Genomic DNA, 15,492 nt, shown 5'->3' on the forward strand with positions numbered 1-15,492 from the left:
CGGAGTGGCTCAATCCAGCCGCTTGCGGAAACGCAGGATCGCCAAGGCCATCATCACCAGCGTGAACGTCGCCAGCGCGAGCACGTCGCCCCACATCTCCCACAACCCGGCGCCGCGCAACATCACGCCCCGGATCAGGCGCAGAAAATGGGTCAGCGGCAGCAGCTCGGCGATCCACTGCACCAGCTTCGGCATGCCGGCGAACGGAAACATGAAGCCGGACAGCAGGATCGACGGCAGGAACACGAAGATCATCATCTGCATCGCCTGAAACTGCGACTGCGCGCGAGTGGAGATCAGCAGGCCCAAGGTAAGGTTGGCAAGGATCAGCAGGCTCGATGCCAGGTACACGTCGAGCAGGCTCCCGCGGATCGGCACGTCGAACAGCCACATGCCCAGCGCCAGCACCACGCTGGTCTGCACCAGGCCGATCGCCACGTAAGGCAGCACCTTGCCGACCATCAGTTCGGAACGGGTCAGCGGCGTGGCGATCAGCAGCTCCATGTTGCCGCGCTCGCGTTCGCGCACGATCGCGATGGCGGTGAACAGCACCATGGTCATGGTCAGGATCACGCCGATCAGGCCGGGCACGATGTTGACCGCGGAGCGGCGCTGCGGGTTGTAGAAGGCGACCACGCTGATTCGCCCGCCCGCCGGCGTGCTGGTCATCGGCGCACGCGTATCCGGCACGGCACTGTCGATCGGCACCTGCGCCAGCTGCGCGGCGGCGCCCTGCACCGCCGTGTCGCTGCCGTCGACCAGCACTTGCGCCAGCTCGCGGCCGTCGATGCGGCGGCGCTCGAAATCCGGCGGCACCACGATGCCTATGCTGATGTCGCCGCCCCGGATCATCGCCATCAATTCCTGCGGCGTGTCCGCTTTCGCGACCGGTGCGACCACGCCAGTCGCCAGCATGTCCATCACCAGTGCCCGCGAGCCGGCGGTGTTGGCCTGGTCGGCGATGCCGGTGGCCAGCCCGCGCAGGTTGGTGTTGATCGCGTAGCCGAACAGCACCAGCTGGATCACCGGGATGCCCACGATCATCGCCAGCGTGACGCGGTCGCGGCGCATCTGGCGCAGCTCCTTGATCACGATCGCCCACAGCCGGCGCCAGTTCATGCGGCGCGCTCCTCGTCCGCATCGCCCCTGCGCGTCGCGGCGACGAACACGTCTTCGAGGTTGGGCAGCGCCGGCGCCACCTCGGCCTTCGACCCGGCGGCCGCCAGTGCCTCGTCCATGCGCTGCGTCGCGTCGCCGGCGTCTTCGGCAATCAGCACGCGCAAGGTGTTGCCGACCTGGGCCACGCCGAGCACGCCCGGCACGTCGACCAGCGCGCGCTGGGCTGCCCGCGGGTCGGCCGTGTCGACAACGAAGGTGCGTCCATCCAGCTCGGCGTTGAGTTCGCCCGGCGTGCCGTCGGCGACCAGCACACCGCGATCGAGGATCGCCAGCCGATGGCAGCGCTCGGCCTCGTCCATTAGATGTGTGGACACCAGCAAGGTAGTACCGATGTCGGCCAGCTCGAACAACTTTTCCCAGAAGTCGCGGCGCGATTCGGGATCGACCGCGCTGGTCGGCTCGTCCAGGAACAGCAACTCCGGCTCGTGGATCACCGCGCAGGCCAGCGCGAGGCGCTGCTTCTGGCCACCGCTCATGCTGCCGGCGAGCTGCTGCTGGCGATCGCCGAAGTGGTATTGCTCGATCAGCTCGTCGATGCGGGCTTTCGTCTTCGCCTTCGGCACGCCCTGGATCGCGGCCAGGAATTCCAGGTTCTCGCGCACACTGAGGTCCTCGAACAACGAGAACTTCTGCGTCATGTAGCCGATGTGCGGACGCAGCTCGTCGGCCTGCGCGGGGATCTTCAGGCCGAGCACCTCGATCTCGCCGTCGGTCGGCTTCAGGAGGCCGCATAGCATGCGGATCGTGGTCGACTTGCCTGAACCGTTCGGGCCGAGGAAGCCATAGACACGCTTCGCCGGCACTTCGAGGTCGACGTGATCGACCGCCACCAGCTTGCCGAAGCGCCTGGTCAGGCCACGCGCACGGATCGCCACGCTGTCGGCATCGGTGGTCATTTCGCGGACTCGTGGAACTCGACGCGCACCGGCAGACCGGCGGGGAGCTGGGCCGCATCCGCACCCAGCGTCACTTCAGCCAGATAGCTCAGCCGTGCTGCGTCGTCGCCGATCAGCGCGTAGTACGGGGTGAAGTCCGGCTCGCTGCGGATCATCCGCACCTTGCCGGCATACGGCTGTTCGCGGCCGCTCACGAAGACCCGGATCGCGTCGCCGACGTGCACGCCGGCACGCTGCTGCACCGGCACGTAGATGCGCGCATACGGCGCATCGCCGGCCAGCAGGAGCGCCACCGGCGCACCCACCGGCGCCTGGTCGCCCAGCTTGTACGGCAGGCTGTCGATTCGCCCGGCGAGCGGCGCCACGATGGCCAGCTTGCCCAGCAGCACCTGCTGCGCATCGACTTGCGCCTGCGCCGCCGCCACCGCGGCCTGCGCCTGCGCGAGCTGCTCGGGGCGCGTGCCGTGCAGCAGTTCGTCCAGCGCCGCGCGTGCGGCGGCCACCTGGCCGTCGGCGTTGCCGGCCGCGGCGCGGGCGCGATCCAGGTCGGCCGCGGCCACGTAGTTCTGGCCCTTCAGCGGAAGCAGGCGGTTGTAGTACGCGCGGGCTTCGCGCGCCTGGGCCTGCGCCGCCGCCAGGTTCGCCCGCGCCTTGGCGATGTCCTCGCTGCGCGGTCCGGTCTGGAGTTCGACCAGTACCTCGCGCTGCTGCTGCAGCTGGGCCTCGGCGGCCGCGAGCTGGGTGCGGGTATGCGCGGGGTCCAGTTGCAGCAGCGGCTGGCCCGTCTTGACCTGCTCGCCCTCGCGCACGTCGACCGCCACGATGCGTTCGGCGGCTGGTGCCGGCAGCGTGATGCGGTCGAATTCGAGCGTGCCCAGCGCCTGCGGCGCCTGTTTCCCGCAAGCGGCGGTGATGACGAGCAGCAAGGCCGCCAGCGAGCGGCAAATCACGGCTGCGATCTTCATGCGGTTTCTCCCGGTTCTGCCGTACCAATACCGTGTCCGAGCAAGGCCAGTGTGTGCCTGAGCATGACCTCGGCTCCCAGCTCTTCGGCGCCGAACGCGCGTCGCCAGATCGGCGCACCCGCGGCGGGGAACAGGGTGAGTCCGACCAGCGAGACGACCAGCAGGCGCGGGTCCAGCGCCGCATTCAGCCGTCCATTCGCCTGCGCCGCCGCGAAGCGTTGCGCCAGCAACTGCGGCACGCCCGGTACGCCCTGGGTGAACAGCACTTCGCGCAGCGCACCGCCTTCGCACAGCACCTCGCGCACCCACAGCGGCGGCAGCCACGGATGGTGCACGACCAGTTCGCCGGTGCCGCGCACGAAACCCTCGATCAGTGCGGCAGGATCGTCCCCGGCATGTTCAAGTTGCGTGCGCAGCGGCGCCAGCGCCGGCAGCAGACGCTCGTCGATCAGCGCCTGCTGCAGTCGCGCCTTGTCGCCGAAGTAGTAATGCAGCATCGCCGGTGTGACGCCGGCCTCGGTGGCGATCGCCCGCAGCGAGGTGGCGGCGATCCCGGTGCGCGCGAACTGCGCGATCGCCGCATCCAGCAGGCGCCGGCGCAGGTCCTGATCGTCACCGCTGGGTCGTCCGGCACGGCGACCCGCTTTTGCGCGCTTGTTCGAAGTGGCCATGCACGCAAATTAATTCATCATTTAATTATTTGCAAATTGCCTGTCATGCGGGCTTTCGGCAATGGCCCTTCCGGCAGCGGCGCGCTACTCTCGCGCCCCTATGAGCGAACTCAACCAGCGCGACTTCACCCTCGACCCCGAAGACAACGCCCGCCTCGCCAACCTGTGCGGGCCGTTCGACGAGCACCTGCGCCAGATCGAACTGCGCCTCGGCGTGGAGATCAACCACCGCGGCAGCATCTTTCAGGTGATCGGCGCGGACGACCCGGCCAGGGCCACCGAGAAAGTGCTGCGTGCGCTGTATGCCGGCACCGAGGACGAGGCGCTGACCGGCGCGAAGATCAACCTGCACCTGGCCGAATCCGGCGTCGATGCGATCGCCGAAGCGGACGCCGGGGAAGCGCAGGAAGTGGTGATCAAGGTCAAGCGTGGCGTGATCAAGGGCCGCGGCCCGAACCAGGCGCGCTACCTGCACGCGATCGCCAGCCACGACATCAACTTCGGCGTGGGCCCGGCCGGCACCGGCAAGACCTATCTCGCCGTGGCCAGCGCGGTCGAAGCGCTGGAGGCGAACCGGGTACAGCGGCTGATCCTGGTGCGCCCGGCGGTCGAGGCCGGCGAGAAGCTGGGCTTCCTGCCCGGCGATCTGTCGCAGAAGGTCGATCCCTACCTGCGCCCGCTGTATGACGCGCTGTACGAGATGCTCGGCTTCGAGAAGGTGGCCAAGCTGATCGAACGCAACGTGATCGAGATCGCGCCGCTGGCCTACATGCGCGGCCGCACCTTGAACGATTCCTACGTGATCCTCGACGAGGCGCAGAACACCACGGTCGAGCAGATGAAGATGTTCCTGACGCGCATCGGCTTCGGCACGGTGGCGGTGATCACCGGCGACGTCACCCAGGTCGACCTGCCGCGCAGCACGCGCTCGGGCCTGCGCCAGGCCATCGAGGTGCTGCGGGGCGTGAACGGCATCAGCTTCACCTTCTTCACCTCGCGCGACGTGGTGCGCCATCCGCTGGTGGCGAAGATCGTGCGGGCGTACGAGGCGTTCGAGCAGAAGGACGAGGGCGGCGAATGAGCGCGCCGGTGACCCTCGCCGTCGGCTACGCCGTACCGCGCGCCGGCCTGCCCGCCTCGGCCAGTTTCCGTCGCTGGGTGGAGGCGGCGCTGCGTGGCGCCAGACGTCGCAAGAGCGTCGAGCTGGCGATCCGCATCGTCGACGCCGACGAGGGCCGCGCGCTCAATCGCGATTACCGCGGCAAGGACTACGCCACCAACGTGCTGTCGTTCCCCGCCGAACTGCCGCCGGGCGTGACCTTGCCCCTGATCGGCGACCTGGCGATCTGTGCGCCGGTGGTGCTGCGCGAGGCCGCCGAACAGGGCAAGGCACCGCGCGACCACTGGGCCCATCTCACCGTCCACGGTGTGCTGCACCTGCTCGGCTACGACCACCTCGTGGATGCCGAAGCCGAGGCGATGGAAGCGCTGGAAACCCGCATCCTGGCCGGCCTCGGCATCGCCGACCCCTACGCCTGACCTGCTTGCTCCCTCCCCTGCAAAGCAGGGGAGGGCCGGGGTGGGGTCCGCTCTTGATCTTCCCCGCCCCCCTGAGCAACCCCCTCACCTGAAGGACTCCCTCCGGTCGCCAACCTCCTCCTGCACACAGGGGGAGGAGCAACAGTGCCCTGAACCATCGCGATTTTTCCGCTAGAATCGGGCTTCCGCCCGTTTTCGGGCAGAATCCCAACGAGTGATGAGCGACGACCCCGGCAGTACCAGCGGCCCGGCCCACCGAACCTGGTGGGATCGACTGGGCCACATGTTTTCCGGCGAGCCACGCAACCGCGACGAACTGATCGAGGAATTGCGCTCCGCCCAGACCAACGGACTGCTGTCCGTGAACACCCTCACCATGGTCGAGGGTGCGATCAAGGTCACCGAACTCAGCGTTGACGACGTGATGGTGCCGCGCGCGCAGATCGTGATGCTGGCGGCCGAGTCACCGCTGCCCGACATCCTCGCCGCCGTGGTCGAATCCGGCCACTCGCGTTTCCCGGTGCACGGCGAGGACAAGGACGAAATCCTCGGCATCCTGCTGGCCAAGGACCTGTTGAAGTATTTCGGCGCCGCCGAACACTTCGACATCCGCGCGATCCTGCGCCCGGCCGTGCTGATCCCCGAGTCGATGCGGCTGAACGTGTTGCTGGAAGAATTCCGCCTGAGCCGCAACCACATGGCGCTGGTGGTCAACGAATACGGCGGCGTCGCCGGCCTGGTCACCATCGAGGACGTGCTCGAGCAGATCGTCGGCGAGATCGACGACGAGCACGACGACGAGGAAGAACCGGAGCTGATGCACGAGCAGCCCGGCGGTGACTGGCTGGTCAGCGCCTTGACACCGATCGAGGATTTCAACGAACAGACCGGCGCCGACTTCTCCGACGAGGAGTACGACACCGTGGGCGGCATGGTCACCTCCGAGTTCGGCCACCTGCCCGAGGTCGGCGAGGAAGTCAGCATCGGCGACTACCTGTTCCACGTTACCGAGGCCGACGATCGACGGGTGCAGGGCTTCCGCGTGGTGCGCCAGTAGACTCCATCACGCCCGCTGCGCGGGGCCGGATCACCGGGCCCGCCGTTTCCGCAGCACCACGACAAGGTTGAACCCATGCGACAAACCGGTCTCGCGTTCCTGCTCCTCGCCCTGTGGCTGGCCATCGCGCCGGCGCAGGCCAGCGTGGCCAACGCGCCGGGAGCGAACCTCGAAGTGTCGCTGATCACCTATGGCCCGGGTGAAACCTACTGGGAGCGCTTCGGCCACGATGCCATCGAGGTGCGCGACACGGTCTCCGGCGAAGCGGTCAGCTTCAACTACGGCGTGTTCGACTTCAACGAGGCCAACTTCTTCGTCAACTTCGCCCGCGGCCGCATGCACTACCTGATGGATGCGGCGCCGACCAGCCTCGACGAAAGCTATTACGTCGAGGCCGGCCGCTCGATCACTCGCCAGCCGCTGGCGCTCGACGCGAACCAGGCCGCTGCGCTGCGCGACTTCCTGTTGTGGAACCTGCGCCCGGAGAACGCGGGCTACAACTACGACTACTACGCGGACAACTGCACCACCCGCGTGCGCGATGCGCTGAACCAGGCGCTGGGCGGCATCGTGGCCACGCAGATGAAATCGCGCGCCGGCGGCATGACCTACCGCCAGCAGACCGATCGCCTGATGAGCGGCCAGCCATGGCTGATGCTGGTGCTGGACCTGGGCCTGGGGCCGTATGCCGACCAGCCGCTCGATGCGTGGCGGGAAAGCTTCCTGCCCGAAGTGCTGCAGTCGCAACTGCGCGAGGTGAAGGTGGACGACGGCCACGGCGGCCTGCGTCCGCTGGTGATCGGCGAGCAACTGGTTTCGGCAAACCGGCTCGAAGTGCCACCGACCGTGCCGCCCGACCTGCGCCTGCCCCTGGCGCTGGCCGGGCTGTTGCTGGCGGCGCTGCTCGTGCTGGGCCGTCGCCACTGGCCCACCGGCTACGCCCTGCTCGGCACGATCTACCTCGTTGCCGCGGGCCTGGTCGGCATCGTGCTGCTGGCGCTGTGGACGCTGACCAGCCATCACTCGGCCTGGGCCAACGCCAACCTGCTGCTGTTCAATCCGCTGGCCTTCCTGCTGCTGCCGACGCTGTGGCGCGCGCGCCGCGGCCTGGCGGCCTCGCGTTTCATCGATGGCGTGATCGCGATCCAGTTGCTGGCCTGCATGGTCGCGGTGCTGCTGCACCTGCTGCCCGGCACCGTGCAGCAGAACCAGCCGTGGCTGCTGTTTGCGCTGCCGGCCTGGCTCGCCCTGGCCTGGAGCCTGCGCCACCGCCGCTGATCCGCGTTGCCCCACCCGCGGACGGGGGGCATCATGCACGGCATGAACCCGACTTCGCCTCCAGCAGACTCCGTGGCGCGCACCGACCAGCCCATGGTGGTGAACTGCATCGCCTATCGCCAGGACGGCAGCCGCATCGGCGACGTCACGCTGGATGCGATCAGCGATGTACTGGCCGAACCGGACACCTTCGTCTGGGTCGGCCTGCACGAACCGGACGAAGCCCTGCTGCTGAAGATCCAGGACGAATTCGGCCTGCACGACCTGGCCATCGAAGACGCCCATGCCGCGCACCAGCGCACCAAGATCGAGGCCTATGGCGACTCGCTGTTCCTGGTGGTGCAGACCGCCCAGCTGATCGATGGCCAGCTGGCGTTCGGCGAAACGCACATCTTCTTCGGCCCGCGTTACCTGGTCACCGTGCGCCACGGGGCCTCGCTGTCGTATGCGCCGGCCCGGCGCACCTGCGAACACACCCCCGAGCTGCTGGCCAACGGCCCCAGCTACGGACTCTACGGCGTGCTCGACTTCATCGTCGACAACCTGCTGCCGATCGTGCGCGACTTCCGCGAAGAGGTGCAGCAGCTGGAGCACGACATCTTCGGCGAGACCTTCAAGAGCAGCACGATCCGCCGCCTGTACGACATGCAGCGCGACCTGATGACGCTGCGGCTGGCGGTGGCGCCGCTGCAGGACATCGTGCAACAGCTGATCCGGCTGTATCCGAACCTGATCCCCGAGGAACTGCGCGCCTATTTCCGCGACGTCTACGACCACGCCTTCCGCGTAAACGAGGCGATCAGCGCGATGCGCGAAATGCTCACCGCGGCGATCAACGTCAACCTGTCGCTGGTCAGCCTGCGCCAGAACGAGGTGATGAAGAAGCTCGCCGGCTGGGCCGCGATGCTGGCCGCACCGACCCTGCTCACCAGCTGGTACGGCATGAACTTCACCCACATGCCCGAACTCAGCCGCCCGTGGGCGTACCCGGCGATGATCGTGCTGATGGGCTGCATCGTGGGCGGCATCTACGTGGGGCTGAAACGCGCACGCTGGCTGTAGCGGCCGGTCGCGAACCGGCAGGCTGTTGTCGATCCGGCGCCGAACCGCCAACATGACGCAAGCTTCCAGCATGGCGCCGCGACTGATGACCCACTCCACCGACCGCATCCCCGCCGACGCCAGCGCGCCGGTGGAAACCCTCTACGAGGGACGCTGGCTGAGCCTGCGCAAGCGCGGCCGCTGGGAGTATGCCGAGCGCAACAATCCCGGCGGCGCGGTGATCATCCTGGCCGTGACGCCCGAGGACAAGGTGCTGTTCGTCGAGCAGTACCGCGTGTCGATCCTGCAGAACACCATCGAGATGCCGGCGGGCCTGGTCGGCGACCTGCCCGGCCAGGACGACGAGGACATCCTGCTGGCAGCGCAGCGCGAGCTGGAGGAAGAAACCGGCTATCGCTGCGAACGCGTGGAATTCATCCACCAGGGGCCGTCGTCCTCGGGCATGAGCACCGAGATGATCGCGTTCGCCCGCGCCTGGGATCTGCACAGGGTCGGCCCCGGTGGCGGCGACGAAAGCGAGAACATCGTGGTGCACGAGGTACCGCGCAGCGAAGCTGGCGCGTGGCTGTTTGCCCGCGCCGCGGAAGGCTATTCCATCGATCCCAAGCTGTTCGCGGGGCTGTGGTTCATCGAACACGGCGGGCGGCCCGGGGCCGCCGGCGCCTGAGCGGCAACCTTCAGTCGCGCCCCGACCCCAACAGCGGCCCGCGCAAACGCCAGACCGCAACGCCCAGGCCCACCAGCGACACCGCCAGCCAGCCGCCCATCGCCTGCGTATCGCCCAGCCAGAGCACGGCGGCCACCACGCCGACCACCAGCACGCCCAGGCTCAGCGCCAGCAGCGGATCGCGCTGCTCGCGATGGGCCGACAACAGCGCGAATGCACCCAGCGACGCCAGCAGCACGGAAAGGATCCGCCAAGTCCAGATGAACTCTGGCGGCACCGGCAGGTCTGGAAAGATGTCCAGCACCGGCACGTCGCCCAGCTGCACCACGTACCCCTTGCCGTCGGCCGCGTCGGCGGCCGCCTCCAGCCGGTCGCCATCGATGCGCCCGACCACGGTCAGCTGCTGCAGCGGCACCTCGTTCCAGCTCACCCGCACATCGCCAAGCCGCGGATCGCCGGGGTGCGCGCTGGTGACCAGGTAGTTCTGGTACCGCGAGAAGCTGGCCGCGAGATTTTCCGGCAGCACGGTGGCGTCGGGTGTCACCTGGACGATGCCGGGCATCGCATGCAGCAGCACCGGGTCCAGCTTGAATCCGCCCAGTTGCACCAGCCCCGCATCGAACTGCTTGCCATCGATCGGGAAGCCGACCGGATTCGCGTGCCCCTTCGGCTCGACGAAGTGACCGGCGTCGAGCAGGTGATCGACCCAGTCCAGCTCGTAGTGCACGCTGTCGCCCACCCGGATCTCGCGCCACTGGAACATCTCCACGTGACGCACCAGCACCGGCGTGCTCACCCGCAGGTTGAAGTCCGGATCATGCGGCGCCTCGACCACCCGCGGCGTGCCGACCAGGCGGGCCATGGTGCCGTGCTGACCGGCTTCCGGCCGCGCGTTCTCGCCCAGGTCGATCACCTCGCCGCCATGTGCGCTGGCGGCGACCCGGTAATCCTGCAGGCCACGCGCCGTGGTCGCCATCAGTCCGATGCCCGCGAACACCAGCAACGCGCCGACGACGTTCAACGCCAGCGCACGCAGCGAAATCCCCTTGCGCAAATCCATCAACCTGCTCCGATCGTGCCCGGCGGCAAAATGCCCGCGGCCATGACCGCATCATGCAGCATTCGGGGAAAGTAGCGAATCCGGCAGCGCTGCATGTCGTTTCACTGCACCTTGCCCAGCCCCGACGGCCGGCGCGGATCGCTGGCGGCGTCGAGCTGGTTCGTCTTGCGGTCCCAGGTCACCACGTTCATGAAACCCCAGGGTTCGCGGGACTTCAGCGTGTAGCCCATCTTCGTCAGCGCATCGCTGGCCGCGGCATCGAACACGCCCGCCTCGACATTCACCACGTCCGGCAGGTACTGGTGATGGAAGCGCTTGTGCGCGGCGATCTGCCGTGCGCTCTCGCCGTCGATGAAGTGCAGGATGCCCTCGAGCACTTGGGTGATGATGGTCGAGCCGCCCGGCGAGCCGATCACCGCGGTGCGGTCGGCGCCGATCACGATGCTGGGCGACATCGACGACAGCATGCGCTTGCCGCCGACCGGCGCATTCGCCTTGCTGCCCAGCAGGCCGTAGACGTTCGGCTTGTTCGGCACCAGCGCGAAGTCGTCCATCTCGTCGTTGAGCAGCACGCCGGTGCCTTCGGCGACGAAGCTCGAACCCATCGTGTAGTTCACCGTGGAGGTCACCGCCGCCATGTTGCCGTCGGCGTCGATGATCGAGAAATGGGTGGTGTGCATGCCCGGCTCGACCGCCTCGGCGCGTGGCAGCATCGACGATGGCGTGGCCCTGTCCGGCAGGATGCTCTGGCGCAGGCCGTCGGCGTAGAACGGCGACAGCAGCATGTCCAGCGGCATCTTCACGAAATCCGGGTCGCCCAGGTAATCGTTGTGGTCGCGGAACGCACGGCGCATCGCCTCGATGACGTAGTGCGTGCGCGTGGCGGCGTCCATCTTCGTCAGGTCGTAACCGGACAGGATGTTGAGGATCTCGGCGATCGCCACGCCACCGGACGAGGGCGGCGGCGCGGTGACGATCCGGTAGCCGCGGTAGTCGACCGTGATCGGCGTGCGCTCCTTCGCCCGGTAGCTGGCCAGGTCAGCCAGGGTCCAGTTGCCGCCGGCCGCACGCACCGCGGCGACCAGTTTCTGCGCCGTCTCGCCGTGATAGAAACCCTGGTCGCCGTGACTGGCGATCAGCTCCAGCGTGCGCGCCTGGTCCGGGTCCTTCCAGATCACGCCCGCTGCCGGCGGCTTGCCGCCCGGCAGGTATTTCGCGGTGGACGCGGGCCAGCGCTGCAGGTCCTTCTGCATGCCGGCGATGGCTTCGCGCAGGCGCTCGTCCGGCTCGAAACCCTCGCGCGCGATGCGGATGGCCGGCGCCAGCGACTGCTTCAGCGGCAGCCGTCCATAACGCTTCGCGATCAGCACCAGTCCGGCCGGCTCGCCCGGGATGCCGGCCGACAGCGGCCCCTTCAGCGCGGTGTCGCGATTGGGGCTGCCGTCGGGGTTGAGGTAGTCCTGCGCATCCACCGCCGCCGGCGCGGTTTCGCGCGCGTCGATGAAAACGTTGTGGCCATCGCTGGCCCGGTGCAGCACCGCCATGAAGCCGCCGCCGATGCCGGAGCTTTCCGGTTCCACGATCGACAGCGTGGCCGCCACCGCCACGGCGGCGTCGAACGCATTGCCGCCCATGGCCAGCACTTCGAGGCCCGCCTCGGTGGCGTGGAAATTCGCGCTGGCGATCGCCGCGTGTCCCGGGGCCCGGGTCGAGGCGTGGCCGCTCGCGGCCTTTGCCGGTGCGCCGTCGGCAGCGAGCGCGCCGCCTGCGACCAGCAGCAGGCCCAGCGCCGCCGCCCGCCAGTTCATCGCCAGGCTCATGCCGCGGACTCCCTGGCCATCAGGTGCCGGTACTTCAGTTCGAGTTGCTGCGGTGATTCGACGTGATCCGGGTCGCTGATGATGCATTCGACCGGACACACCACCACGCACTGCGGTTCATCGTGATGGCCCACGCACTCGGTGCACAATGCCGGATCGATCACGTAGAACTCTTCGCCCAGCGAAATCGCCTTGTTCGGGCAAGCCGGCTCGCAGACGTCGCAATTGACGCAGGTGTCGAGAATTTTCAGGGACATGGCTGGATATTACAGGCCGGGTTGCGACGCCGTGGAAAGCGTCCGGGCCGCCGGTGCAATCACGGCGGGCAGTCACCCGGCGCCCGCGCAGGTCGCGGGGCGACGGTTCATCCCGCCGCGCCGAAAACCGGCGCGGCGGTCGTGCTTACATCGCGACGAAACGGACCGTGGCGCCGGTCGGCTTCAGCACGTCGTCGACGCGCTGCTGGTCGGCGGTGTCACCAATGAACAGCACGATCACGTCCTTGAACGAACCGGGCTTGGCATCCTTGAATGCCGCGATCACCAGGTCGGCGGTCTTGGCCGAATCCGGGCCGGCGAACACCAGCATGTTGCCCGGCAGCACGCCGCGAGCGACGGTGTCCTGCACGTTCGACAACTGGCGGCCACGACGGGCGACGTCGTCTTCCGTATCACCGGCCGGGACCAGATACGGGTACGGACGATCGGCCTTCATGCCCTGCATGTTGTTCTGCACGATCTGGCCGAGGTAGGCATTCCACGCCTTGGTGTCGTTCGGATCGGTCGGCTTGGTTGCCTGCTGGCTGGACTGCTGGTCGGCCTGCTGGGCTTCTTCGTGCTTGCCGCAGGCGCTCAGGGCCAGGCTGGCGGTCAGCGCGAGGGCAGCAATGAGAGCGAACTTACGCATGGTTATCACCTTCTGTTTCGGGTTGCTTGTTGGAGCCGGCGCGGCTCTTCTGCCAGCGCTGCCGCATGGCCTGTTGTACCGCCGGATGCACGAAACCGGAAATGTCCCCGCCGAGGCGGCCGATTTCGCGTACCAGCGAGGAGGAAATGAAACTGTATTGCTCGGCCGGCGTCAGGAACAACGTCTCGGCCTGGGGAATCAGGTGCCGGTTCATGCTGGCCAGCTGGAATTCGTATTCGAAATCCGACACCGCGCGCAGGCCGCGGATGATCACGCCGGCGCCAATCTGCTCCACGAAGGTGGCCAGCAGGCAATCGAACCCGCGCACTTCCACGTTGGGCAAGTCAGCCAGCGCCATCCGCGCCAGGGTGATCCGTTCGCCGATGCTGAAGGCCGGCCCCTTGCTGGAGCTGTCGGCCACCGCGACCACCACGCGATCGAACAGCGCCGCGGCACGGGCCACCAGATCGGTATGACCGTTGGTGATCGGATCGAAGGTGCCCGGATACACGGCCAGGCGGGGATTGCCGATGGATTTGCTCACGAGAGGGAAAGTGGCAGTGGTTGTGAGCACTAGCTTAACGGAAGCGCAAGCCGATAGAGCGCAAAACGCACCTCGCCGGCATGGCCTTCGCGGTGCAGTTGCCAGGTCGGCGGCAGGTCGGGCACCACGGCACGGGGTGATTCCACGTAGATCCACGCCCGCGCGGCCAGCCAGCCGCCCCGCTCCAGTTGCCCGGCCAGCGCCGTCCACAGGTCCAGCGCGAACGGCGGGTCGAGGAACACCAGGTCGTGGGCCCGGCCGGCCTGCTGCAGGAAGCTGCCGGCGTCGGTGACGTTCACCGGAGCCTGGTCCGCCTTCAACCGCACCAGGTTCGCCCGCAGCGCCTGTGCCGCGCGGGCATCGCGTTCGACGAACTGCACCGACGCGGCGCCCCGCGAAAGCGCCTCGATCCCCAGCGCGCCGGTGCCCGCGCACAAATCCAGGCAGTCCATGCCTTCGATGACCGGCGCCAGCCAGTTGAACAGGGTCTCGCGCACCCGCTCGGCGGTGGGTCGCAACCCCGGCACGTCCGGCACCTCCAGCCGCGAATTGCGCAGGCTGCCGCCGATGATGCGCACCCGTCCCGGGCCGGCCTTGCGTGGCCCGTTCATGCGCTTGCCACGATGGCGCGCCGCCCCTCAGCGGCCAGTACAGGTTGGAGTGTTAGCATGCCGCCCATTGTCTTTGAATCACGCCCGCAATGCTCAAGTTCTGGAAGAAAAAGCCCGCCGACAAGGACGCGGAAGCGCCGGCCACCATCACGCCGGTCGACGCTGTCGCGCAGGCCAGCGACGCCCCCGTCCTGCGCGAGGCGCTGGCCGAGACACCCTCGCCCGCCGACAACGCCACCGACCACGAACATTTCCAGGTCCCGGCACCCGCCGCCGATGAGCCCGCCGCCGCACCGGCCAGGCGCAGCTGGCGCGAACGCCTGGCCGGCAGCGTGTTCTCGCGTAGCCTGGGTTCGCTGTTCGTGCGCCATCCGAAGCTCGACGACGACCTGCTGGACGAGCTGGAAACCACCCTGATCACCGCCGACGTCGGCATCGAGGCCAGCACCGACCTGGTCGAGAACCTGCGCAAGCGCATGCACAAGCGCGAGTTCGCCGACTCCCCCGCGCTGCTGGCCGCCCTGCGCCAGTCGCTGGTCGCCCTGCTCAAGCCGGTCGAGCAGCCGCTGGACGTGGCACATCGCAAACCGTTCGTGGTGCTGGTGGTGGGCATCAACGGCGCCGGCAAGACCACCACCATCGGCAAGCTGGCCCGCCGCTGGCGCGACGAGGGCCGCGCGGTGATGCTGGCCGCCGGCGACACCTTCCGCGCCGCCGCGGTCGAGCAGCTGAAGACCTGGGGCGAACGCAACCAGGTGCCGGTGATCTCGCAGGGCCAGGATGCCGATTCGGCCAGCGTGATCTTCGATGCCTTGCAGGCGGCGCGTTCGCGCGGCGCCGACGTGCTGGTCGCCGACACCGCCGGCCGCCTGCACACCCAGGGCGGCCTGATGGATGAACTGGGCAAGATCGCCCGCGTGCTGAAGAAGCTCGATGCCGATGCGCCGCACGAGGTGCTGATGGTGATCGACGGCACCACCGGACAGAACGCCGTCAACCAGGTGCGCCAGTTCCGCCAGATCGTCGGCGTCACCGGCCTGGTCGTGACCAAGCTCGACGGCACCGCCAAGGGCGGCGTGGTGTTCGCCCTGGCGCGCGAGTTCGGCCTGCCGATCCGCTACGTGGGCCTCGGTGAAACCGCTACCGACCTGCGCAGTTTCGATGCGGAGGCCTTCGTCGATGGCCTGCTTCCGGCCAGCCTCGGCGAGGTGCCGACGCATGACTGAACCGCGACGAC

The 15,492-nt window shown here is 68.1% G+C and carries 17 protein-coding genes; 7 read left to right on the forward strand and 10 right to left on the reverse strand.

Going from position 1 to position 15,492, the window contains the following annotated elements; translation table 11 throughout:
- Positions 1-9: 9 nt before the first annotated feature.
- From ASD55_RS14155 to ASD55_RS14170, 4 genes are read right to left on the reverse strand one after another with little or no spacing between them, the layout of a single operon-like run.
- Entirely contained in the window at positions 10-1,119 is a 1,110-nt protein-coding gene (locus tag ASD55_RS14155; RefSeq protein ID WP_056767046.1) for an ABC transporter permease, read from the reverse strand.
- Complete coding sequence (locus ASD55_RS14160) at positions 1,116-2,075, reverse strand: ABC transporter ATP-binding protein (RefSeq protein ID WP_056767048.1); 960 nt, start codon at positions 2,073-2,075, stop codon at positions 1,116-1,118. Before ASD55_RS14160 ends, ASD55_RS14155 begins: the two co-directional genes overlap by 4 nt.
- Positions 2,072-3,040, reverse strand: a complete 969-nt coding sequence (locus ASD55_RS14165; RefSeq protein ID WP_056767049.1) for an HlyD family efflux transporter periplasmic adaptor subunit — start codon at positions 3,038-3,040, stop codon at positions 2,072-2,074. The genes ASD55_RS14160 and ASD55_RS14165 overlap by 4 nt, the downstream gene beginning before the upstream one ends.
- Positions 3,037-3,711 (reverse strand): TetR/AcrR family transcriptional regulator, encoded by a 675-nt coding sequence (locus ASD55_RS14170; protein WP_056717319.1) that lies wholly within the window; start codon positions 3,709-3,711, stop codon positions 3,037-3,039. Before ASD55_RS14170 ends, ASD55_RS14165 begins: the two co-directional genes overlap by 4 nt.
- A gap of 100 nt (positions 3,712-3,811) precedes the next feature.
- Here ASD55_RS14170 and ASD55_RS14175 point away from each other — a divergent pair, with 100 nt between their 5' ends.
- From ASD55_RS14175 to ASD55_RS14200, 6 genes are all read left to right on the forward strand, one after another.
- Positions 3,812-4,792, forward strand: a complete 981-nt coding sequence (locus tag ASD55_RS14175) for a PhoH family protein (RefSeq protein WP_056767052.1) — start codon at positions 3,812-3,814, stop codon at positions 4,790-4,792.
- On the forward strand, positions 4,789-5,250 hold the full coding sequence (ybeY, locus tag ASD55_RS14180) for an rRNA maturation RNase YbeY (protein WP_056767054.1): 462 nt from the start codon (positions 4,789-4,791) through the stop codon (positions 5,248-5,250). The genes ASD55_RS14175 and ybeY overlap by 4 nt, the downstream gene beginning before the upstream one ends.
- A gap of 217 nt (positions 5,251-5,467) precedes the next feature.
- Positions 5,468-6,307 (forward strand): transporter associated domain-containing protein, encoded by an 840-nt coding sequence (locus ASD55_RS14185; RefSeq protein WP_056717322.1) that lies wholly within the window; start codon positions 5,468-5,470, stop codon positions 6,305-6,307.
- A 75-nt stretch (positions 6,308-6,382) separates the two neighbouring features.
- Positions 6,383-7,585, forward strand: coding sequence for a DUF4105 domain-containing protein (locus tag ASD55_RS14190; protein ID WP_056767056.1), 1,203 nt, complete (start codon positions 6,383-6,385; stop codon positions 7,583-7,585).
- Between the two features lie 33 nt (positions 7,586-7,618).
- Positions 7,619-8,647 carry a magnesium and cobalt transport protein CorA gene (locus ASD55_RS14195; RefSeq protein WP_082542796.1) on the forward strand — a complete coding sequence of 343 codons (1,029 nt, stop codon included), beginning with the start codon at positions 7,619-7,621 and terminating at the stop codon, positions 8,645-8,647.
- Between the two features lie 52 nt (positions 8,648-8,699).
- Positions 8,700-9,314, forward strand: a complete 615-nt coding sequence (locus ASD55_RS14200; protein WP_157599018.1) for an NUDIX hydrolase — start codon at positions 8,700-8,702, stop codon at positions 9,312-9,314.
- A 10-nt stretch (positions 9,315-9,324) separates the two neighbouring features.
- On the opposite strand, the gene ASD55_RS14205 is transcribed toward ASD55_RS14200, so the two are convergent.
- From ASD55_RS14205 to rsmD, 6 genes are all read right to left on the reverse strand, one after another.
- A complete protein-coding gene (locus tag ASD55_RS14205; RefSeq protein ID WP_056767058.1) occupies positions 9,325-10,374 on the reverse strand; it encodes a TMEM43 family protein in 1,050 nt (349 codons plus the stop codon).
- 101 nt (positions 10,375-10,475) lie between these two features.
- Positions 10,476-12,194 (reverse strand): gamma-glutamyltransferase, encoded by a 1,719-nt coding sequence (gene ggt / locus ASD55_RS14210; protein WP_056767060.1) that lies wholly within the window; start codon positions 12,192-12,194, stop codon positions 10,476-10,478.
- Positions 12,191-12,451: a YfhL family 4Fe-4S dicluster ferredoxin gene (locus ASD55_RS14215; protein ID WP_007807941.1), complete on the reverse strand. Its 261-nt coding sequence runs from the start codon at positions 12,449-12,451 to the stop codon at positions 12,191-12,193. The genes ggt and ASD55_RS14215 overlap by 4 nt, the downstream gene beginning before the upstream one ends.
- 145 nt (positions 12,452-12,596) lie before the next feature.
- Entirely contained in the window at positions 12,597-13,100 is a 504-nt protein-coding gene (locus tag ASD55_RS14220) for a hypothetical protein (protein WP_056717328.1), read from the reverse strand.
- Positions 13,093-13,644, reverse strand: coding sequence for a pantetheine-phosphate adenylyltransferase (coaD, locus tag ASD55_RS14225; protein WP_007807937.1), 552 nt, complete (start codon positions 13,642-13,644; stop codon positions 13,093-13,095). The genes ASD55_RS14220 and coaD overlap by 8 nt, the downstream gene beginning before the upstream one ends.
- A 29-nt stretch (positions 13,645-13,673) precedes the next feature.
- Positions 13,674-14,255 (reverse strand): 16S rRNA (guanine(966)-N(2))-methyltransferase RsmD, encoded by a 582-nt coding sequence (gene rsmD, locus ASD55_RS14230; RefSeq protein ID WP_056767062.1) that lies wholly within the window; start codon positions 14,253-14,255, stop codon positions 13,674-13,676.
- Between the two features lie 89 nt (positions 14,256-14,344).
- Between rsmD and ftsY the strand changes: the two genes are divergently transcribed.
- Complete coding sequence (gene ftsY / locus ASD55_RS14235; protein WP_056767064.1) at positions 14,345-15,481, forward strand: signal recognition particle-docking protein FtsY; 1,137 nt, start codon at positions 14,345-14,347, stop codon at positions 15,479-15,481.
- Positions 15,482-15,492 lie beyond the last annotated feature (11 nt).

The sequence above is a fragment of the Rhodanobacter sp. Root561 genome (assembly GCF_001427365.1).
GTDB lineage: Bacteria > Pseudomonadota > Gammaproteobacteria > Xanthomonadales > Rhodanobacteraceae > Rhodanobacter.